This is a genomic window from Streptomyces shenzhenensis (assembly GCF_003688995.1).
GTDB classification, from domain to species: Bacteria; Actinomycetota; Actinomycetes; order Streptomycetales; family Streptomycetaceae; genus Streptomyces; species Streptomyces shenzhenensis_A.
Genome location: NZ_PENI01000009.1, coordinates 149,907 through 172,203 on the forward strand (window position 1 = coordinate 149,907; position 22,297 = coordinate 172,203).

General features: G+C 73.3%; 9 protein-coding genes. All 9 read left to right on the top strand.

What is annotated here, in order from left to right; translation table 11 throughout:
* Positions 1-153 precede the first annotated feature (153 nt).
* The 9 genes from CTZ28_RS16980 to CTZ28_RS17020 all read left to right on the top strand — a co-directional run bounded on the left by CTZ28_RS16980 (position 154) and on the right by CTZ28_RS17020 (position 22,255).
* Complete coding sequence (locus CTZ28_RS16980) at positions 154-6,987, top strand: non-ribosomal peptide synthetase (protein WP_183154435.1); 6,834 nt, start codon at positions 154-156, stop codon at positions 6,985-6,987.
* Positions 6,984-12,512: a non-ribosomal peptide synthetase gene (locus tag CTZ28_RS16985; protein ID WP_121890247.1), complete on the top strand. Its 5,529-nt coding sequence runs from the start codon at positions 6,984-6,986 to the stop codon at positions 12,510-12,512. The genes CTZ28_RS16980 and CTZ28_RS16985 overlap by 4 nt, the downstream gene beginning before the upstream one ends.
* On the top strand, positions 12,509-13,666 hold the full coding sequence (locus CTZ28_RS16990) for a saccharopine dehydrogenase NADP-binding domain-containing protein (protein WP_121890248.1): 1,158 nt from the start codon (positions 12,509-12,511) through the stop codon (positions 13,664-13,666). Before CTZ28_RS16985 ends, CTZ28_RS16990 begins: the two co-directional genes overlap by 4 nt.
* Entirely contained in the window at positions 13,663-15,717 is a 2,055-nt protein-coding gene (locus CTZ28_RS16995; RefSeq protein WP_121890249.1) for a Gfo/Idh/MocA family oxidoreductase, read from the top strand. The genes CTZ28_RS16990 and CTZ28_RS16995 overlap by 4 nt, the downstream gene beginning before the upstream one ends.
* Positions 15,718-15,726: 9 nt before the next feature.
* Positions 15,727-16,992, top strand: a complete 1,266-nt coding sequence (locus tag CTZ28_RS17000; protein ID WP_121890250.1) for a cytochrome P450 — start codon at positions 15,727-15,729, stop codon at positions 16,990-16,992.
* Positions 16,989-17,819 (top strand): thioesterase II family protein, encoded by an 831-nt coding sequence (locus tag CTZ28_RS17005; RefSeq protein ID WP_121890251.1) that lies wholly within the window; start codon positions 16,989-16,991, stop codon positions 17,817-17,819. Before CTZ28_RS17000 ends, CTZ28_RS17005 begins: the two co-directional genes overlap by 4 nt.
* 109 nt (positions 17,820-17,928) lie before the next feature.
* A complete protein-coding gene (locus CTZ28_RS17010) occupies positions 17,929-18,657 on the top strand; it encodes a class I SAM-dependent methyltransferase (RefSeq protein ID WP_121890252.1) in 729 nt (242 codons plus the stop codon).
* Positions 18,654-20,501: an ABC transporter ATP-binding protein gene (locus tag CTZ28_RS17015; RefSeq protein ID WP_121890253.1), complete on the top strand. Its 1,848-nt coding sequence runs from the start codon at positions 18,654-18,656 to the stop codon at positions 20,499-20,501. Before CTZ28_RS17010 ends, CTZ28_RS17015 begins: the two co-directional genes overlap by 4 nt.
* The gene (locus CTZ28_RS17020) at positions 20,498-22,255 is read left to right on the top strand and encodes an ABC transporter ATP-binding protein (protein ID WP_121890254.1); all 1,758 of its coding nucleotides are present in this window, start codon (positions 20,498-20,500) and stop codon (positions 22,253-22,255) included. The genes CTZ28_RS17015 and CTZ28_RS17020 overlap by 4 nt, the downstream gene beginning before the upstream one ends.
* Positions 22,256-22,297 lie beyond the last annotated feature (42 nt).

Sequence of the window (22,297 nt, forward strand, 5' to 3'; positions counted from 1 at the left end):
CTCTGGCGCCGGGCCCCGTCGTGTGACTACGATGTGAAGTATAGAAATGATAATCGTTTCTATCTGGACGTGGGGTTCGGCCCTGCGTGCGGGAGTCGTCAGCGTCCGCTCCCCGACCGACGCCCACCCCACCCGACCGGAAGGCCCCCAGTAGTGAGCGATGAAGCAGTCGTCAAGGTGCGGACAGCGGAAGGTGACATCGACAGCCGTGACCGCCACACGGCGGTGGAGGTGCGTGAAGCGGTCGCACGCGCGCTGGACATGGCGCCGCAGGAGCTGGACGACGACCGTGACCTCTTCGAACTGGGCCTCGACTCACTGGTGCTGATGTCCCTGGTCGGCGCCTGGCGACGCGAGGGGAGCACGGTCACCTTCCAGGACCTCACTCGCGTTCCGACCCTGGGGGCATGGACGGCCCTGCTCGGACGAGCCCCTCGCGGTGACGCGCCCGCCACAGCAGGGCCCGCCGCAACACGGCCCGCCACAACACGGCCCGCGTCGGCACGGACCGCCCCGGCCGGCGCCTCACCCGGAGCGGAGGGGGAATCCTTCCCGCTGGCGACGATGCAGCATGCCTACTGGATAGGACGCCAGGACGGGCAGCCGCTCGGCGGTGTCGCCGCGCACTTCTACGTCGAACTCGACGGCCGTGAGGTCGATCCGGCCCGGCTCGACACTGCCCTCCAGGCACTGGTGCGGCGGCACGGCATGCTGAGGGCCGTCTTCGACGAGGAGGGGCGCCAGCGCTTCGGGGCCTCGGGTGCGCCGCTGATCATCCACGACCTGCGCGAACGCAGGCCTGAAGAAGCCGAGTCCGAGCTGGAGTCGCTGCGCGAGCGCAACACCCACGCTCGTACGGACATCGCCGCCGGTGACGTCTTCCGCGTGGCCGTGTGCCTGCTTCCGGGCGGCAGGACCCGTCTGCAGATCGACCTGGACATGATGGCCGGCGACGCGCTGAGCCTGCGAGTTCTCCTGTCCGACCTGCAACGCTTCTACGAGTGTCCCGACGACCTGCCGAGCGAACTCGGCCTCGACTACCGCCGGTACCTCGCGGAGCACGACGCCCGGCGCAAGGCGGAACGCGAGCAGCACGCCGCCTGGTGGCGGGAGCGCCTGCACGAACTGCCGCGCGCCCCCCGACTGCCGACGACCGTCGATCCGCTCACCCCGGTCGGCACGAACGACACCGCGCTCACCCACTCCCGCCGCCTCCACCACTGGCTCGGCCCCGACGACAAGGCGGCGCTGATCGACGCCGCACGCCGGCACGGCCTCACCCCCGCCGCCGCACTCGCCACCGCCTTCGCCGAGGTCATCGCCGCCTGGAGCGACAGCCGGCGCTTCCTCCTCAACCTGCCGCTGTTCGACCGGGAGCTCTTCAGCCCTGAAGTCGCCCAGCTGGTCGGGGACTTCAGCAGCTCGGTCCTGCTCGACGCGGACCTGGGCGAGCCGCTGCCGTTCTCCCGGCAGGCCCGCCGTCTCCAGGAACGCCTTCAAGAAGGCATCTCCCACGGCGCGTACGGCGGCGTCGAGGTGCTGCGCGACCTCGCCCGCGTGACGGGCTCCCCGGTGCTGGCCCCCGTCGTCTACACCAGTGCCATCGGGCTCGGCGAGATCTTCGAGCAGGACGTCCAGAAGTCCTTCGGCCGCCCGTCCTGGATCATCTCCCAGGGCCCGCAGGTCTACCTGGACGCCCAGGTCACCGAACTCGACGGCGGACTTCTCCTCAACTGGGACGTCCGGGACGGCGTGTTCGAAGCCGGCGTGCCCGATGCGGCGTTCGACGCCTACCGCCGCCTCATCACCCGCCTCGTGACGGAACCCGACGCCTGGGCCGGGCCGGTGGACGGCCTGCTGGCACCCGATGTCCTTCCCCGGCGCGCGGTCGCGGCCCTGCCGCCCACGCCCGTCCAGGACCGCGCCCTGCACACCCGCTTCTTCCGGCTCGCCGAGACCGAGCCGGGCCGCACCGCGGTCGTCCGCACGACCGGCGACCCGCTCACCTACGGCGAACTCGCCCACGCGGCACGGCAGGTCGCCGCGCTGTTGCGGGAGCACGGCGTGCGGGAGGGCGACACCGTCACGGTGACCCTGCCCAAGGGCGCCGACCAGATCACCGCGGTCCTCGGCATCCTGGCCGCGGGCGCGGCGTACGCCCCCGTGGGCGTGGAACAGCCCGCCGTACGCCGGCGCCGCATCCACGCCGTGGCCGGCCCGTCCGCCGTACTCACCGACCGGGCCCACGCCCATCTCTGCGCGGACGCCACCTCCGTACCGGTGCTGCTCATCGAGGACGCGTCGGCGGCCCGGCCCGCGCCGGTCGTCCGGCCGGACCCCGCCCTGCCCGCGTACGTGCTGTTCACGTCCGGCTCGACGGGACTGCCCAAGGGCGTCGAGGTGCCGCACCGCGCGGTCGTCAACACCCTCGATGCGATGGAGGAGCAGCTCGGGCTCGGGCCATCGGACCGTACCCTCGCGATCTCCGCCCTGGACTTCGACCTCGCCACCTGGGACATCTTCGCCCCCCTGTCCCTGGGCGGCCAGGTGGTCGCCGTGGGACAGGAGCACCGTCGGGACGCCCACCACTGGGCGCGACTGGTGCGCACGCAGGGGGTGACGCTGGTGCAGTGCGTGCCCGCCCTGTTGGACCTGCTGATGGCCGCAGGCGACGACGAGGGCGCCGAGGGGCTAGGGACCTCCCTCCGCCTGGTCCTGCTCGGCGGGGACTGGGTCGGACTCGACCAGCCCGCCAGACTCCGGGCCCTCGTACCCGGCTGCCGCTTCGTGGCACTCGGCGGGATGACGGAGGCGGCGGTCCACTCGACGGTCTTCGAAGTGGAGGAGACCGACCCGGCCTGGAAGTCCGTCCCGTACGGCGTTCCGCTGCGCAACATGCGGGCTCGCGTCGTGGACGGACGGGGACGGGACTGCCCCGATCTCGTCCCCGGCGAACTGTGGATCGGCGGTCCCGGCGTGGCGACCGGTTACCGGGCGGACCCCGAGCGCACGGCGGAACGCTTCGTCGAGTACGACGGCGAGCGCTGGTACCGCAGCGGTGACCTGGCCCGCTACCGGCCCGACGGTGTGCTGGAGTTCCTCGGACGCGCCGACCACCAGGTGAAGATCGGCGGCCACCGCATCGAACTGGGCGAGGTCGAGTCCGCCCTGGAGGACGACCCCGCCGTCCTGCACGCGGTCGCCACCGTCCTCGACACGCCGGTGCGTCACCTCGCCGCGGCCGTGTCGGCCCGTGGCGCGGCACCCGGCCCGGACGCCGTTCGCGCCCGGGCGGCGGAACGACTGCCCGCCTACATGGTCCCCGAGCGCGTCCTGGTCCTCGACGACCTGCCGCTGACCGCCAACGGCAAGCTCGACCGGGCGGCGGTCCGCCAGGCCCTGACCGAGACCGCCGGCCCGGCGGGAGCCGGCACGACTGCGCCGGCCGGCCCGGTGGAGACGGCCGTCGCGGCCGAGTGGGCCGAACTGCTCGGGGTGGCCGAGGTGGGACGCGAGAGCAGCTTCTTCCTGCTGGGCGGCGACTCGCTCGTCGCGACGCGGATGATCGGCCGGCTGCGCGCCGCCGGGTTCCCCGGCGCCCGCGTGGCCGACCTGTTCGCCCGCCCCGTGCTCCAGCGCTTCTGCGAGACGCTGCACCCCGCGGCGGCGGCCGGCGAGCCGGCTTCGCCCGTCCTCGTGCCCGACCCGGACCACGCCCACGAGCCGTTCCCGCTGACGGACGTACAGGCCGCCTACCACACGGGCCGCGATCCCCGTTTCACCCTCGGTGGTGTCGGCACCTGGCACTACACCGAGTTCGACGGCACGGACGTCGACCTGGACCGGCTGGAGCGTGCCTGGAACACCCTCGTCCGGCGGCACGGCATGCTCCGCGCAATCGTCGAGGACGGACACCAGCGCGTCCTGCCCGACGTACCACCGGTACGCATACCGGTGGAGGACGCCTGCGCCGCGGACGCGTCCGAGGCCCTCGCCGGCCTCCGTGCCCGCCTGTCCCATCAGGTCCGCGACCCCGCGCGGTGGCCGCTCTTCGCCGTCGAGGCCGTGCGCTACCGCGACAGTGACGAGGACAGCACGGGCGGGACCCGTGTCCGGATCGGCGTCGGCCTGGACTACCTCGTACTCGACGCGCTCTCCATCACCACGCTCTACGCCGAACTGACCGCGCTCTACGCCGACCCCGGACAGGAACTGCCGCCCGTCGACGTGACGTTCCGCGACTACCTGGCCCGCCCCGCGGCGGACCCGGAGTCGGCCGGCCGGGCGCGCGCACACTGGCAGACCCGGTTGTCCGAACTGCCGCCCCCTCCGGCCCTGCCCTTCGACCGGGATCCGGCGACGCTCGACGCACCCGTCTTCACCCGGCGCCGGCTCGCTCTGCCCGCCGAGGACTGGCAGGCCGTCAAGGAGAGCGCGGCCCGGCACGGCCTGACGCCCTCCACCGTTCTGCTGGCCCTGTACGCGGAAGTCCTGGCGGCCTGGAGCGGAACCGACGCCGTGACCGTCACGCTCACCCTCTTCAACCGGCGTGACGTACACCCCCACATCCACCGGGTGCTGGGCGACTTCACCTCCCTGTCCCTCGCGGGGCACCGGCGCGAAGGCGCGTCCTGGCTCGCGGCGGCCGGCGCGCTGCAGCGCCGTCAGGCGGAGGACCTGGACCACGCCGATGTGCCGATCGACTGGCTGCTGAGGGAGTTCGGCCGTCGCACGGGCACGGTGGACGCCGCCGCACCCGTGGTGTTCACCAGCGCCATCGGCGTGGGCGACGCGACGCTGGCCGGACCGGGCACGGGCTTCCCCGAGAAGGTCTGGGGCATCTCCCAGTCCCCGCAGGTCTGTCTGGACAACCAGGTCACGGAGGAGTCCGGGAACCTGATCGTCACCTGGGACGCGGTGGAGACACTGTTCGCCGAGGGCGTGCTGGACGCGATGTTCGACGCCCACGCACGGCTGCTGCGGCACCTCGTCACCGGCGACTGGGCGGCACCGCTGCCCGACCTGCTGCCCGCCACCCAGCGCGAACGGCGTGCCGCCGCCGCACGGGAGTCCGCCCTGGAGCCGGTCGCGCCGCGCCTGCTGCACGAGCCCTTCTTCGCCCGTGCGACCGGCCGCCCCGACCGTACCGCCCTCGTCACGACGGCAGGGGAGGAGGTCACCTACGGAACCCTCGCCGAGCAGGCGCTGCGCACCGCCGCCGCGCTCGTCGACGCGGGCGTACGGCCGGGAGACCTGGTCGCGGTCACCCTGCCCAAGGGATCGGAACAGATCGCGGCGGTCCTCGGTGTCGTCGCGGCCGGCGCCGCGTACGTGCCCCTCGGCCTCGAACAGCCCGCCGCCCGGTTGGCGCGGGTTCACACCACGGCAGGGTTCCGTGTCGTCCTGGGAGACTGGCCCGACCCGGACGGCACAGGCCCCCGCGCCCTCCCCTTCCCCGGCACACAGAGCCGCGAGCCGCTGCGGGCGCCGCACGAGCTGTCCCCCGAGGCGCTCGCCTACGTGATCTTCACGTCGGGTTCCACGGGGGAGCCCAAGGGCGTGGAGATCTCCCACGCCGCCGCCTGGAACACGATCGCGGACATCAACGCCCGGCACGGCATCGCGGAGGACGACCGCGTCTTCGCCCTGTCCGCCCTGGACTTCGACCTGTCCGTGTACGACCTCTTCGGCCTGCTCTCCGCAGGCGGTTCCCTCCTGCTCCCCACCGAGGACCAGCGCCGGGAACCAGCCCGCTGGCCGGGCCTGCTGGACCGGCACGGCGTGAGTGTCTGGAACACCGTCCCCGCCCTGCTCGACCTGTTGCTCGACGCCGACGAACAGGGCGTCCGGGGCGGTCAGGAAGGCGGCGTACGGGGACTGCGGACCGCACTGGTCTCCGGTGACTGGATCGGCCTCGACCTCCCCGCCCGGCTGCGGGCCCGGACCACGCGGCCCTGCGCGTTCGTCGCCATGGGCGGAGCCACGGAAGCCGCCATCTGGTCCAACACCCTGACCGTCACCGAGGTGGATCACCGGTGGGTGTCCATCCCCTACGGCCGCCCCTTGACCGGGCAGCGCTACCGGGTGGTCGACCCGGACGGGCGGGACTGCCCCGACTGGACACCTGGCGAGCTGTGGATCGGCGGCGAGGGACTGGCCCGCGGCTATCTGGCCGACCCGGTCCGTACCGCCGAGAAGTTCGTCGTACGGGACGGGCGGCGCTGGTACCGGACGGGCGACCTGGGCCGGTTCCGGAGTGACGGACTGCTGGAGTTCCTGGGCCGCCTCGACAGCCAGCTCAAGATCGCCGGCCACCGCATCGAGGCGGGCGAGATCGAGGCCGCGCTGGAGGCACACCCCGCCGTCGCACGGGCCGCGGTCGTGGCCGTGGGGGAGCGCACCGCGAAACGGCTCGTCGCCTTCGCCGTACCGCTGGACCCCCGGGCCGTCGGTCCGAAGCCGCCGTCCGGCGACGGGGCCGCGCTCACCGAGGCCGCCGCACCCGTCGGGGAGCCGGGCCGCCCCGAGGCCGGCGCGCCAGCCGTGGACCTGAACCTCGTCGAGGACCTCTTCGGGCTGCTCGCGGAGCGGGTGCCCGGCTACGCCGTCCCGTCCCGCATCCTGCTGCTGCCCGCCCTGCCGCTCACCGCGAACGGCAAGGTCGATCGCAACGCGCTGGCCGGCACCGCGGGCCCCGAGCCGGTGTCCGCCGGCGCCGAGCCGCCACACGGTGAGACCGAGACAGCCCTCGCCGAACTCTGGCGGGAGCAGCTGCCGGAGCCCGTGCCGGACCGCAACGCCAACTTCTTCACCCTCGGCGGCGACAGCCTCTCCGCGCTGCGCCTGCTCACGGCGATCGAGCGCCGCCTGGGAGCCACCGTGCCCGTCCGCCGCTTCTTCGCCGCACCGACCATCGCCGCGCTCGCCGCGGACGTCACCCGAACGCTCGCGGCCCACGAGACCGCCTACGAGACCGGAGAGCTGTGAACATCGCTGAACTGCTGGCCCGTTACGCCGACGAGGGCGTGGTCCTGTGGGCCCAGGACGGACAACTGCGTTTCCGGGCCCCCCAGGGCCGGCTCACCGACACGCACCGAGCCGAACTGCGCACGCACAAGGACGCCATCCTGCGCCACCTGGAGGCCGAGGAGCCCGCGCTGCGCAGCGACCCCGAGAACCGCCACGACCCGTTCCCGCTGACGGACATCCAGGCCGCCTACCTGATCGGCCGCACCGACGCCTACGCCTACGGCGGCGTCGGCTGCCATGCCTACGTCGAACTGGAATACCCCGACCTGGACGTGGACCGAGTCACCGCCGTGTGGCGTGAGCTGGTCCAGCGGCACGACATGCTCCGCGCCGTCATCCACCACGACGGCTACCAGCAGGTCCTGCCCGACGTGCCCGCCCTCGCCGTCGGGTCCGACGACCTGACCGCGCTCCCGGCCGCCACCGCCGAGGCCGAGGTGAAGCGCACCCGGGCCCGACTGTCGACACGTCAGGCCCCCACCGACCAGTGGCCGCTCTTCGACGTTCACGTGAGCAGGACCGCCGGGCGGGCCGTGCTCCACCTCTCCTTCGACATGCTCGTCGTCGACCACGCGAGCCTGCGCATCCTGCTCGCCGAGTTCCAGTACCGCTACGGCGGTGCCGCCCTCGCCGAGGCACCGCGGATCACCTTCCGCGACTACGTCCTGGCCCGCCGGGCCCTAGCCGACACCCACGGCCACTCCCGTGACCGTGCCTACTGGACCGAACGGCTCGACACACTGCCGCCCGCCCCCGAACTGCCCCTCGCCGAACCCTGGGAGGCCGCCGTGAGCGCCCCCGGAGAAGCGAGCCGTCCGCTCGCTTCCGGCGCCGCGGTGACGTTCCGCCGACTGGAGGTCCTGCTGCCCGCGGCCGACCGGGAACGTCTCACCGAGCGCGCCGCGCGGCGCGGACTGACCGTGTCGACAGCACTGCTCGCCGCCTACGCCGAGACGGTCGGCCACTGGTCGCGGACCAGCCGGTTCACCCTCAACGTGCCCACGGTCGACCGGCCCGACCTGCACGAGGACATCGGCCGCCTCGTCGGAGACTTCACCTCGCTCGAACTGCTCGCCGTCGACCTCGACGCCCCGGCCACCTTCGCCGAACGGACCAGGACCGTCGGGCAGCAGCTCCTCGAAGACCTGGCGCATCCCCTGTTCACCGGCTCGGAGGTGCTCGCCGAGCTGTCCCGCAGGGCCGGCGCCCCGGTCCTGATGCCGGTCGTCTTCACCAGCGCCCTGGGCGGGGGCGGCACCGCCGAGGGCGTACCCCCCGAGGTGACCTACGCCGCCACCCGGACGCCGCAGGTATGGCTCGACTGCCAGGTCATGCACCGCGGCGACGCACTGAGCCTGTCCTGGGACATCCGGGAGGGAGCCCTCAGCCACGGGGTGGCCGAGGCCATGTTCGGCGCCTGGACGGCACTCGTGCGCCTGCTGTCGGCCGAGGGCGAGACCGGTGAGGCCGCCTGGGACGCACCGGCCCGCATCCCTCTCCCCGAGGCGCAGCAGGCCCGCCGAAGCGCGGTCAACGCGACCGAGGGACCGCTGCCTGACGCCCTCCTCCACGCACCTCTGCTCGCCCAGGCGCAGGCGACGCCGGACGCGATCGCGGTCCGGACGCCCGAAGTGGCGCTCTCCTACCGGCAGCTCGTCGCCCGGGCGAGTGGTGTCGCCGAGTCGCTGGCGGCGTCCGGACTGCGGCCCGGGGAGCCGGTGGCCGTCTGGATGGACAAGGGCTGGGAGCAGGTCGCCGCCGTCCTCGGCACGCTCATGGCGGGTGGCGCGTATCTGCCCGTCGACACGGCCCAGCCGCCGGCCCGCCGGGACACGATCATCGCCGACGCTGGCGTACGCACGGTCCTCACCCAGTCCTGGCTCGCCGAGACCGACGACCTCCCGGCGACCGTGTCGGCCGTCGCCGTCGACCTCGTCCCCGAAGCCACCGCCTCCGGCACGACCGTGCCCCGCCGCGACCCGGACGAACTCGCCTACGTCATCTACACGTCGGGCTCCACCGGCACGCCCAAGGGCGTGATGATCAGCCACCGGGCCGCCCTCAACACCGTTCAGGACATCAACCGTCGCTACGCGGTCACCGACCGCGACCGCGTTCTCGGCATCGCGGGACTTGGCTTCGACCTGTCGGTCTACGACCTGTTCGGGCCGCTCGCGGTGGGTGCCACCCTCGTCCTTCCCCAGGCCGACCGGCGCGGAGATCCCTCCCACTGGGCCGAACTCGTCCGCGACTTCGGCGTGACGGTGTGGAACTCGGTGCCCGGCCAACTGCACATGCTGTGCGACTGGCTGCGCTCCGAGCCCCCCACCGACGACGGCTCGCTGCGGCTCGCGCTGATATCCGGCGACTGGATCCCGGTCACCCTGCCCGACCAGGCCCGCGACCTGCTGCCCGGGCTGGAGATCATCTCACTCGGCGGTGCCACCGAGGGCTCCATCTGGTCCATCGCCCACCCGGTCGGCGAGGTGGACACCGCCCGCCCGAGCATCCCGTACGGCAAGCCCCTGACCAACCAGACATTCGCCGTACTCGACCACCGGCTGCGGCCACGGCCCGAGTGGGTGCCGGGCGAGCTGTACATCGGCGGTGCCGGCGTCGCCCTGGGCTACCTCGGCGACGAGGCCCGCACGACGGAGCGGTTCCTCACCGACCCCGTCAGCGGACAGCGGCTCTACCGCACCGGTGACCTCGGCCGGTATCTCCCCGACGGAACCATCGAGTTCCTGGGCCGGGAGGACGCCCAGATCAAGATCCGCGGCTACCGGGTCGAACTCGCCGAGGTGGAGGCCGCCGTGCAGGCCCACCCCGCGGTCGCGGCGGGCGCGGTCGTCGTCGACGATTCGGCCGCGGGCGGACGGCGCCTGGCCGCGTTCGTGGAGACGGCACGCAAGGACGGCGCCGAGCCGGTTCCGCCGGGCCCGGAACAGGCGCGCGCGGCAGCCGCCGACGCCGTACGGGACGCCTCCGCGGCTGTCGACGCCGCACGGCTGAAGGACTTCCTGGCCGCCCTCGACGAGGTGGCACTCGCCGAGATGACCCGCGTCCTCGCGGGCAGCGGAGCGTTCGAGGACGGTGCCGCGCGCACGGCGGAGGAAGTGGGCACGGCGCTGCGCGCCACGCCCCGCCACCGGCACATCGTGCGCCGCTGGCTGCGCGCCCTGGCCGCGCGGGACCGGCTCACCCACCGGGACGCCGACGACACCTACGCCGGGCTCGTCCCCGTCCCCGCGCACGGGACGGAGCGCCGCTGGCGGCTGGCCGCCGACCTGGAACACGAGGTCGGGTGGAGCACCGGGCTGCTCACCGTCATGCGCACCTGCGCCGAGCGGCTGCCCGAGCTGATCGCCGGGGAGGTGGGCATCCGGGACCTGCTCTTCCCCGGCGCGGCGACGGAGGCCGCGGACGCCGCCTACCGGGACAACCTCGCCATCCGGCACCTCAACCGCGCGGTGGTCGCCGCGTTGCGCGAGATCGCCGCGAGCCACACCGGCGAGGAGCGGCTGCGCGTGCTGGAGGTCGGCGGCGGCGTCGGCGGCACCACGGGCGAACTGGTGCCCGTCCTCGCCGAGTACGGCGTCGACTACCTGTTCACCGATGCCTCGGCGTTCTTCCTCAACGAGGCCCGCGAGCGCTTCGCCGACCACACCTGGGTCCGGTATCAGCGCTTCGACGTCGACGAGGACCCGCGTTCCCAGCACCTGCTGCCCAACACCTTCGACGTCGTGGTCTGCGCCAACACGCTGCACGCCGCCGCCGACGCCGACGTGGCCGTGGGCCGGCTGCGGGAGCTGCTCGTGCCGGGCGGACAACTCGTGTTCGTGGAGAACACCCGCGACGAGAACCTGCCGCTGCTGGTCTCCATGGAGTTCCTGGAGGTCGCCGGCCGGGCGTGGACGGACGTGCGCGAGCACACCGGACAGTCCTTCCTCACCCACGCGCAGTGGCGTGAACTCCTCGGCCGGCACGCCGCGTCCGACGTCACCTCGCTGCCGGAGGGCCAGGACGCTCTGGCGCTCACCGGCCAGGAGGTGTTCATCGCCACGATGAAGGACGACCGGCACCAGGTGCCGGCGGGGGAGCTGGCCCGCACGGCGGCCACCCGGCTCCCGGAGTACATGCTCCCCTCGGTGTGGCAGGTCGTCGACACCCTGCCCCGCACGGCCAACGGCAAGACCGACCGAGCGCGCCTGCGGACCTGGCTGCCCCGGGAGAGCGCACCGGTCGTCGTGGACGAGCGGCCGAAGGACGAGCTGGAGAACAGCCTGGCCGACCTGTGGACGGAACTCCTCGCGGTCGAACACGTCACCCGCAACGACGACTTCTTCGACCTCGGCGGCGACTCACTCCTGGTGGCCCGGATGGTGGGCCGGCTGCGCGAACGCGTACCGCAGGCGGCGGACCTGGAGTGGGAGGTCGTCCTGCGCCACATGCTGCGCCGCCCCACGGTCGCCGGCCTCGCCGGCTTTCTGCGCGGCCTGGCCGGCCCGGAGGACGCGCCCGCGTCGGGTGCCGTGCGCACGGACCCGGTGCTCCACCTGCACGGCGCCCGGTCGGCCGATGAGCCCACGACCGTGCTCGTGCACGCCGGAACCGCGACGATCATGCCGTACCGGGCGCTGATCACCGAGATCAGGCGGCGCTCACCCGGCCTCGCCGAGGTCGTCGGCGTGGAGGTCCCGGACCTGAACGGGTTCCTCGCCGCCCCGCCGGAGGGACTCATCGAGCAGTTGGCGTCCGACTACGCGCGGGCCCTGACGGCGGACGGGCGCAGCCGCTTCCATGTCGTCGGCTACTGCCTCGGCGGCCTGATCGCCACCGAGGTGGCCCGTAACCTGGCCGAGTCCGGGGCAGAGGTGGAGAGCCTCACCGTCATCAGCAGCCACAGCCCCCGCTTCCGGCTGGACGACGAACTGCTCGCCGAGTACTCCTTCGCCGTCATGATGGGCATCGACCCCGCCGAACTCGGCTTCCCTGACGACCAGTACCGGGTGGCCGCGGCGGCCGACGCCGTCCTGGCCGCCAGCCCCGGCGTCCTGCCGGACGGCGGACTCGCCGCGCTGCCCGAGGAGTTCGAGGACGTCGCGGGCTGCTTCCGGCGGCTCACCGACATACCCCGCGCCACCCGTATCGCGCGGATGTGCGAGGCGGTCCCGGCCTCGGCCGGCACCTACGAACCCGACCACATGACGCGGCTCTTCCTCGCCTTCCGCCAGAGCGTCTTCGCCATCACCCGGTACGACGCCGAACCCTACGCGGGTGACATCACCTTCCTGCGGCACGACGGTGCCTACCCCTTCCCCGGCAGCAAGGACGCCGTCACGACCTACTGGGAGGAACTCACCCTGGGCGACCTGGACATCGTCGACATCGGCGGCGACCACTACAGCTGCCTGTCCGTCGAGCACGCGCCCGGCATCCTCAAGACCCTCGGTGAACTGACCCGGGGGGCGATCACCCGATGACCCGGCACAAGCCTCTGATCGGGGTTCTGGGGGCCGCCGGGGCGGTCGGCCGGGCCGCCGTACGGGAACTGCGCGCACTCGGCCACACCGGGCTCCGCCTCGGCGGCCGGACCGCATCGGCCCTCTGCGCGGTCGCCGAGGAGGACCCCACCGGCCATGACGAGACCGTCTGGGCGGACGCCACCGCACAGGACGGCCTGCGTGCCTTCACCGAGGGCTGCGACATCGTCCTCAACTGCGTCGGCCCCACCTACCTGCTCCGCGCCACGGTGGCCTCGGCGGCACTCGCCGCCGGCGCCCACTGCGTCGACGTGGCCGGGGACGATCCGGCCGCCGAGGACCTCCTCAAGGAAGGCGACCCGGCCCGCGACGGCCGCACCGTCGTCCTGTCGGCGGGGGCCCTGCCCGGCCTGTCCAGCCTCCTGCCCCGCTGGCTGTCCGTGCAGGGCCTGGACAGCGTCTCCGCGCTGACCGCGCACTGCGGCGGCCTGGAGACCTGTTCGCCGACGGTGGCACGCGACCTCATGCTCTCCCTCACCTCCGGCGGGGCGGCAGGCGCCGCCTACGGCGAGGCCCTCGCGGCCGTCCGCGGCGGCCGGCGCGTCCCGCGCGCCCTGCGCACCGCCGAGGACACCGAACGCGACGGCTTCCCCGGCCGGGTGGCCGTACAGCCGTATCTCAGCGGTGAGAGCGAACGCCTCGCCGGCGTCCTGGGCCTCGACCGGCTCGACTGGTACAACGTCCACCCCGGTCCCCGCGTACGCGCGCTGCTCAATCTCCTGCCGGCAAGCCTCGCCGCCGGAGACGAGCCGGCGGAGCTGGCGGACCGTCTGATCCTCGCCGCCGACCTCGACCTGGCCGGACGCAGGCCCTACTACGTCATGGACTTCGCGCTGTCGGGCACCGCGTCCGGACAGCCGTCCACGGCGGGACTGACGCTGCGCGCGGCCAGCAGCTACCGGCTCACCGCGGCTGTGGGCGCGCTGGCGGTGGACGCCGTGCTCCGGGCCGAGGTCCGGGCCGGCGTGCACTTGGCCTGCGACGTGCTGGACCCCGACACCGTGGTGCGGCACCTGCGGTCCCGAGGAGCCGCGGAGCTACGGCTCACCGGAGCGGCTGCCGACACCGAGCAGGCGGAAGAGGGTGTGCTGTGAGCGCCCCGGCTCCTTTCCGCGTGCTGGTCTGCGGCACCAACTTCGGCCGCTTCTACGCCGAGGCGGCACACCGGCGTCCCGGATACGCGCTGGCCGGCATCCTCAGCCGGGGTTCGGCCGCCTCCCGGGCGTACGCCAGGACCCTCGGCGTCCCGTACTACACGGACCTCGACGACCTCCCGGCCGGCATCGACGCCGCGTGCGTGGCGGTGAGTTCCTCCATATCGGGCGGGCAGGGCACCGAGCTGGCCAAGGCGCTCATGGACCGGGACCTGCACGTCCTCCAGGAACACCCCGTCCACCTCACCGAGTTGACGGACAACCTCAGACACGCCCGCCGCCGAGGGGTGCAGTACCGCCTCAACACCCACTACCCGCACGTCGCCCCGGTCCGCGCCTTCATCGACGCGGCCCGCAGACTCGTCGCACGGCAGCGACCGCTCTTCGTGGACGCCGCCACTCCGGTCCACCTCATGCATCCGCTGGTGGACATCCTCGGACAGGCACTGGGAACCCTGCGGCCCTGGCGTTTCGCGGACCCGGCACCGCTGCCCGCCGACAGCGGGCCGCAGCCGTTCCGTTCCCTGCACGGCGTGTTCGCAGGCGTCCCCCTCACCCTGAGAGTGCATCACCAGCTCGACCCCTCCGACCGGGACAACCACGCCCTGCACTGGCACCGGATCTCCCTCGGCACGGAAGGCGGAGTCCTCACCCTGGCCGACACCCACGGGCCCGTCCTGTGGAGTCCCCGCCTGCACATCTCACGCGACGCCGACAGGCGCTTCGTCCTGGACGGGCCGGGCACCGGCCGCCTGGGGCTCGGCACCACGTCCGTCGTCGGGAACACGGGAACCTTCCGTACCGTCTTCTCCGACCTGTGGCCGGAGGCCATCGGGAGTGCCCTCGACGGGCTCCGTGAGGCCGCCGAGCGGGGCGGCGACGCCCTGCGCACGGGGCAGTACGAGCTGGCCGTGTGCCGCATCTGGACCGACCTCGCGGCACGGCTCGGACCGCCCGAGATCGTCCGGCCGACCGTCCCGCGGCCCCTGGCGGTCAGTGACATCTTCCCGGTGCCGGAACAGCTCCTCGACCACACATTTCACGGCCCCGGCGCCGGACGGACCCCGGCCGTCGTGCGTGCCGGCACCGAGCCTCTCCTGCCCGATACGCATTCCGGTACCCGCCCCGGCCCGAGCCGGGGCGGTGGAACCGGCCCCGAGGACACGGCGCCCTACACCCCGTCGGCGGAGTTCTTCGACCTCGTCGCGGCCGAGCACACCGCGACCGCGAGCGCCCCAGCGATCGCCGCGCTCCTCGCCGACGCCGACCTGAGCACCGGGCCGGTGGTCGACATCGGCGCGGGCACCGGCCTGGTGACCGAGGCCGTCGCCCGGACCCGGCCGGACGCGGAGATCATCGCCTGCGAACCGGCGGTCGGCATGCGCGCCGTGCTCACCAGCCGGGTCTTCAGCGATCCGGACCTGCGCTCCCGGGTCACGGTCACGGCGGACGCAGCCCCCGACCTGGACCTCCCCGACCAGGTCAGCGTCGTCCTGCTCTGCGGGGTTCTCGGCCACCTCGACGCCCGCGGCCGGGCCCTGCTGTGGCGGCGGCTGACCCGCCGGCTGGCCCCCGGCGGGCTCGTGGTCGTCGAACTCATGGGCTTCGAGGAACCGCTGACTCTTCCCGAGACCAGGCTCGCCACCGCCACGGCCGGACGGCACCGCTACGAGTGGTCGTTCGGCGGAGCCCCCGACGACGCGGAGGACGGCGTGATGCGCCTGCACTCCACCTGGCGCGTCTACCGGGACGACGCCACGGAAGCGGTACGCGAAGTACACGACTCGTACCGCTGGGCTCCCTTCGGCCTGAAGGACGTGGAGGCCGAGTCCGGCATGACCGCACACACCCTGCCGACCCGCCCCGGCGCACCCCCGCTGGCCGTACTCACCCGGGCACCGGACGCACCGAACTCGCCGTACGAACCGGACGCGCCGGAGACCTCCCGCACGACCGAAGCATCCCCTACCTCTTCCCCCACCGACGCCTGAGGACCACCGATGAGCACCCCCGTATCCCCGACGACGTCCGACACCCCCGACGAACCCGTCACCGGGGCCGCGCCCCACCGCGCAGTCCCGCCCCGCGACTTCCCGATCCGGCGCGGCTGTCCCTTCGCGGCACCCGAGGAGTACGGCGCACTGCGCACCGAGGACCCGGTCGCCCGCGTCACCCTGCCGACCGGGCGGGAAGCCTGGGTGGTGACCCGCTACGACGACGTACGCGAACTGCTCTCGGACCCGCGCGTCAGCGCGGACATCCGCCGGGCCAACTTCCCCGCCCTCGGGGAGGGCGAACAGGAGGCCGGGGCCAGGTTCCGGCCCTTCATCCGCACCGACGCCCCCGAGCACACCCGTTACCGGCGGATGCTCCTGCCGGTGTTCACCGTGCGCCGGGTGCGCGCGATGCGACCCGCCGTGCAGGCACGCGTGGACGAGATCCTGGACGGCATGCTCGCCGCCGGCGGCCCCGCGGACTTCGTCTCCGCGTACGCCAACGCCGTCTCCACGTCGGTGATCTGCGAACTGCTCGGCATACCCCGGGAGAACCTCGAGTTCTTCCGGGACGTCACCCGGATCTCGGGCTCGCGTCACAGCACCGCCGAACAGGTCTCCGAAGCCCTCGGCGGCCTCTTCGGCCTGCTCGCCGAACTGATCGCAGAGCGGCGGGAGGAACCCCGCGACGACCTGATCTCCAAGCTCGTCACCGACCACCTGACAACCGGCAACGTGACGATGGACCAGCTGCTCTCCACCCTCGGCATCACGATCAACGCCGGCCGCGAGACCACCACCAGCATGATCGCCCTGAGCACCCTGCTCCTCCTGGACCGGCCGGAGCTGATGGAGGAACTGCGCCACGACACCTCGCTGTTGCCCGCCGCCGTCGACGAACTCCTGCGCGTGCTGTCCGTCGCCGACTCCATACCGCTGCGCGTGGCCGCCGAGGACATCGAACTGTCCGGCCGGACCGTCCCCGCCGACGACGGTGTCATCGCCCTCCTCGCCGGGGCCAACCACGACCCCGAACAGTTCGACCACCCCGAGCGGGTCGACTTCCACCGCACGGACAACCATCACGTGGCGTTCGGCTACGGCGTGCACCAGTGCATCGGGCAGCATCTGGCGCGGCTGGAGCTGGAGGTCGCCCTGGGCACGCTCATCCGCCGTGTCCCCACACTCCGCCTCGCGGGGGACCGGGACCAGGTCGCCTACAAACACGACTCGGCCACCTTCGGCCTCGAAGAACTGATGGTGACCTGGTGACCGACACCTTCTCGCCGAGCGCCGCCACCCGTGCCGCCCGGGCGGACAGCCGGTGGATCAGGCGGTGGAGCGACGGAGCCGCGACCCGGCTCACGCTGATCTGCCTGCCCCACGCGGGCGGCAGCGCGACCTTCTACCGGCCCTGGACGGCGCTGACGCCCCCCGAGGTGGAACTCCTCGCCATCCAGTACCCGGGCCGCGAGGACCGCCTCGAGGAGCCGGCGGTCGACGGCATGAGTGAGCTGGTGGCCGCTGTGGCGGACGCCGTTGTGCCGCTGCTCGACCGGCCGTACGCCCTCTTCGGGCACAGCATGGGCTCCGCCGTCGCCTGGGAACTGGCCCATGAGCTGGACCGCCGCGGAGCACCGGGCCCGCGCCGGCTCTTCGCGTCGGGCCGGGCCGCTCCCGGCACCGCGGTGACCGGGCAACTGCACCGCCAGAACGACGACGTACTGAGCGCGGAACTGGGCCGGCTCGGCGGCACGAGCCGTGAGATCCTCGACGATCCCGGGCTGCGGGCCATGATCCTCGGGACCGTACGCCACGACTACCGGATCATCGAGACGTACCGGCCCGACCCCCGGCCGCCGCTGGCCTGTCCCATCCATGTGCTGACCGGCAGCGCGGACCCGGAACTCGGCGAGGAACGCTGCCGCGACCGGGCCGGCGGCTGGGCGGACCTCACCACCGCCCGCACCGAGGTGCGTTTCTTCCCCGGCGACCACTTCTATCTCACCCCGCGACGCCGCGAGGTGGTCGCCACCGTCCTGCGCAGGATGGACCCCTCGCTGACCACGGGTGCGCGCACCTGGCCGAGCACCCCGTGAGCCGCCACCGCCCGGCTGCCCGCACACGGCCCGCCTCGCCCGGCGTCCCGGCCGCGCCCTTCCGTCCGGCCAGGTCCGCCCACCCGGCCACCCACGCCTGGAGACCGTCGTGATCGACTACTACTCGACCTCGGCCGAGTTCTACGAGCTGGTCGCCACCCGGCACACCGCCAGCAGCGGCCCCCCGCTGACCCGCGTCCTCACGGGCCTCGACGTGTCGCGCGGCCCCGTCCTGGAGATCGGCGCGGGCACCGGACGCGTGACGGAGGCCATCGCCTCCGCACTGCCCGAGGCGGAGATCGTCGCGGCCGAGCCATCGGCCACCATGCGCGCCATGCTCACCTCCCGGGTCGCCCGCGACCCGGACCTGCGGCGCCGGGTGACAGTGGTCGACGGCGCCGCCCAGGACCTCGTCCTGCCCGAACGGCTCTCCGCCGTCGTCATCTTCGGCGTGGCCGGTCATCTCACCGTCCCCGAACGCGTGGCGCTGTGGAAGCGGCTCGCGGCCCGCCTGCCGGACGGGGCGCCCATCGTCGTGGAGCTGATGGGGGTCTCCGCACCACGCGTCATCCCACCGGTGATGTCCCTCAGGGAGACCATCGGACGCCAGACGTACGAGTGGTGGATCGGCGGCGAACCCACCGAGGGCGACGCCATGCGGTTCACCACCACCTGGAAGGTGCTGCGCGACGGCCGCACCGTCCGCGAGGTCGCCGACAGCTACGACTGGCACACCTTCGATGTAGCCCAGCTGGCCCGAGAGGCCGGCATGACCAGCCGCCGCATCACCGAGGCGGGCGGCAGGCCCATCCCCGAAATCGGAGTACTCGTCAAGTGACGTCACAACCGTCCGGGCCCGGCCCGGACCCGGAACACCCCGGCGCGGGCACCGAGACACCCCCGCCCCCGCTGCGTACGCTGGCCGAACCCGTCCGGGGCCGACTGGCCCTCGCCGTCGGCCTCCAGGCCGTCGCGGCCCTCGCCGGAGTGGTCCCGTTCATCGCCGTCTCGCTCATCGCCGACCGCCTCACCGAAGGGTCCCCCGCCGCCGGTGACACCCTCTGGCCGCTGGTCACGCTGGCGTGTGCGGCGGGCCTGCTCGCCCTGGTGTGCGGAACAGCGGCCGGCGCGCTCGCCCATGTCGCCGACAACGACCTCCAGCTCACCCTCCGCCGCCGGCTCGCCCGGCACATCGGGCGGCTGCCCCTCGGCCGGCTCACCGGCAGAGGCACCGGCGAGGTCAAGCAGGCGGTGCAGGACGATGTGAGCGCGCTGCACACCCTGTTCGCCCACACGCTGCTCGACGTCGTGGCCGTGCTCACCGCCCCGGTGCTCGCACTGGGCTACCTGTTCACCGTCGACTGGCGCCTCGCCCTGGTCACCGTCGTGCCCCTGGTACTCGGCGTGCTCCTGTTCAGCCGGGCCATGTCCGGCGCGGCGGCGCAGATGGCCGAGTTCGGTGCCGCGCTGGGGCGGATCTCCGCCGCCGCCGTGGAGTTCGCGGCCGGCATCGCCGTCTTCAAGAGCTTCGGGCGCGGACGCAAGGCCCACGAGCGTTTCGTCGGCGCGACCGAGGGGTTCGCCGACTTCTTCTCCGGCTGGGTCCGGGCCACCCTGGTCAGCTCCACCGCCGCTGTCCTGGTGGTCGCCCCCGCCGTCGTCCTGCTGCTCCTGTCCGTGGTGGGCACGGTGTTCGTCACCAACGGATGGATGACCGGCGCGGAACTCGTCCCCTTCCTGCTGCTCGGCCCCGCCGTCGCCGCCCCCATGGGCGTCGTCGGCCCGCGCATCCAGCAGATCCGGGCCGGCCAGGCCGCCGCCGTACGCATCACGGAACTGCTGGCCACCCCCGCCCTGCCCGAGCCCACGGCCCCCGCCCTGCCCGACGGTCACCACATCTCGATGCGCGGGGTGTCCTTCTCCTACGACGGGCGGACCGACGTCCTCAGCGGCGTCGACCTCGACCTCGCGCCCGGCACGGTCACCGCGCTGGTCGGCCCGTCCGGTTCGGGCAAGTCCACCCTGGCGTCGCTGCTGCCCCGCTTCCACGACGTCACGGCGGGCAAGGTGACCCTCGGCGGCGCCGACCTGCGGGACATCCCCGCGACGGAGCTGTACCGCCGGGTCGGCTTCGTCCTCCAGGACGTACGGCTGCTGCGCGCGAGCGTCGCCGACAACATCCGGCTGGGCCGCCCCGACGCCACCGACGAGGAGGTCGAGCGGTGCGCGCGCGCCGCCCGCATCCACGACCGCGTCATGGCCCTGCCCGACGGCTACGCGACCCAACTCGGCACGGCCGTCACCCTCTCCGGCGGAGAGGCACAACGCCTGTCCATCGCACGGGCGTTGCTCGCCGACGCCCCCGTCCTCGTCCTCGACGAGGCGACCGCGTACGCCGACCCGCACTCCGAGGCACTGATCCAGGACGCGCTGTCCGCGCTCGCGGCCGGCCGCACCCTGCTCGTCATCGCCCACCGGCTGTCCACGATCCGCTCCGCCGACCGGATCGTGGTGCTGGAGGACGGACGCATCACCGAACAGGGGCGCCACGACGACCTGCTGGCCGCCAAGGGCCGTTACACCACGTTGTGGGAGGCCCAGCGGACCGCACAGCCGCACCGGACCGCCCCCGCGGGCGGCGACCGCGCGGCGGACGACATCCGACAGGGAAGTGCACGATGATCCGTCAGCTCTACCACGTCCTGGGGCCGGAGGGCTCCCGCCCGCTGAACCGGCTGCTCGCCCTCCAGTCCGGGGCGGCCGTCCTCCAGGGCGTCGCCTTCGCCCTCCTGGTGCCCGTCCTGCGGGCCCTGCTCGGCCCGGACCCCGACGACGTGTGGCCCTGGCTGACGGCTGTCGTCGGCTGCTCGCTCGCCCACGCCGTGCTCCAGGGCGCCGCACTCAGCGGCGGGTTCACGGTCGGCTCCCAGCTCTCCCGGGTGCTCCACCGCCGCATGGCGGACCAGGCACTGCGACTGCCCCTCGGCTGGTTCACCGCCGGCCGCACGGCCGAGTTCAGCCGGCTGGCCGGGCAGAACGTCATCCAGGTGATGAGCACACCGGCCCACCTGCTGCGCCCGTTCATCAGCTCCTTCCTGACCCCGGCGACGCTGGTGGTCGCCACCTTCTTCTTCGACGTCCGCACGGCCCTGGTGCTGCTGGTCTGCGCCCCCGTGCTGTTCGCCGTCCAACTGGCGAGCACCGCGGTGATGCGCCGGCTCGACCTCGGCCGTGACGCCGCGATCGGCGAGTCCGCCAACCGGGTCCTGGAATACGCGCGCAACCAGCCCGTCCTGCGGGCCTTCGGCCGGACCGTGGAGGGCTACGGGGCGCTGGACGACGCACTGGTGGCCGAGGCGCGCGCGGACCGGCGGCTCATCGCACGGGGCCTGCCCGGTCTCGTCTCCTTCTCGTTCGCCACCCGGCTCGTGTTCGCCCTGCTGCTCGCGCTGGGAGTCTCCTGGCAACTCGACGGATCACTCACCGTGCCCACCCTGCTGGCACTCCTGGTGCTGCTGGTCCGGCTGATCGACAGCGTGTCGTCCGCCGCCGAGGCCGGCGCGGGCATGCGCATCGCCCGCAACACCCTGGAACGGCTCGGCGCTGTCCTCGACGAACCGCCGTTCCCCCAGCCCGCGGAGCCCAGGACGCCCCGGGACGCGAGCGTCGAGTTCACGGGGGTGGGCTTCAGCTACGACAGCGGCGCGGCGGACGGGGCAGCCGGACGCCCGGTCCTGCGCGACGTGACCTTCCGCCTGCCCGAGCGCAGCATGACGGCGCTGGTCGGACCCTCAGGCGCGGGCAAGACCACGGTCGCCGGGCTGCTCGCCCGCTTCCGGGACACCACCGAGGGCACCGTCCGCATCGGCGGCGTCGACGTCCGCGAGATCACCGCCGATGAACTGGCCGCCCACGTCTCCCTCGTCTTCCAGGACGTCTACCTCTTCGACGGAACGATCGAGGAGAACGTCCGGATCGCCGCACCGGACGCCGGTCCCGGCGAACTGGCCACGGCCGCGGCCCTGTCGGGGCTGGACCGCGTGATCGAGGAACTGCCCGACGGGTGGGCCACGAAGGTGGGGGAGGGCGGCGCCCGACTGTCCGGCGGGCAGCGTCAGCGCGTCTCCATCGCCCGCGCCCTGCTCAAGGACGCCCCGATCCTCGTACTCGACGAGGCCACCGCCGCGCTCGACCAGGAGAACGAGGCGCTGTTCGCCGAGGCCGTGCGCACCCTGGCCGACCGCAAGACCCTCCTGGTCATCGCGCACCGACTGAGCACCGTCGCGAGCGCCGACCAGATCCTCGTCCTGGAGGACGGCGAGATCACCGAACGGGGCACGCACGACGACCTGGTCACGGCGGGCGGCACATACGCCTCCTTCTGGGAGCGACGGGCCCGGGCCCACGGCTGGCGGCTGGAGGCGGCACGGACATGACCCGTCACCCGGCATCAGCGATGCACCGAACCCAGCGGAACA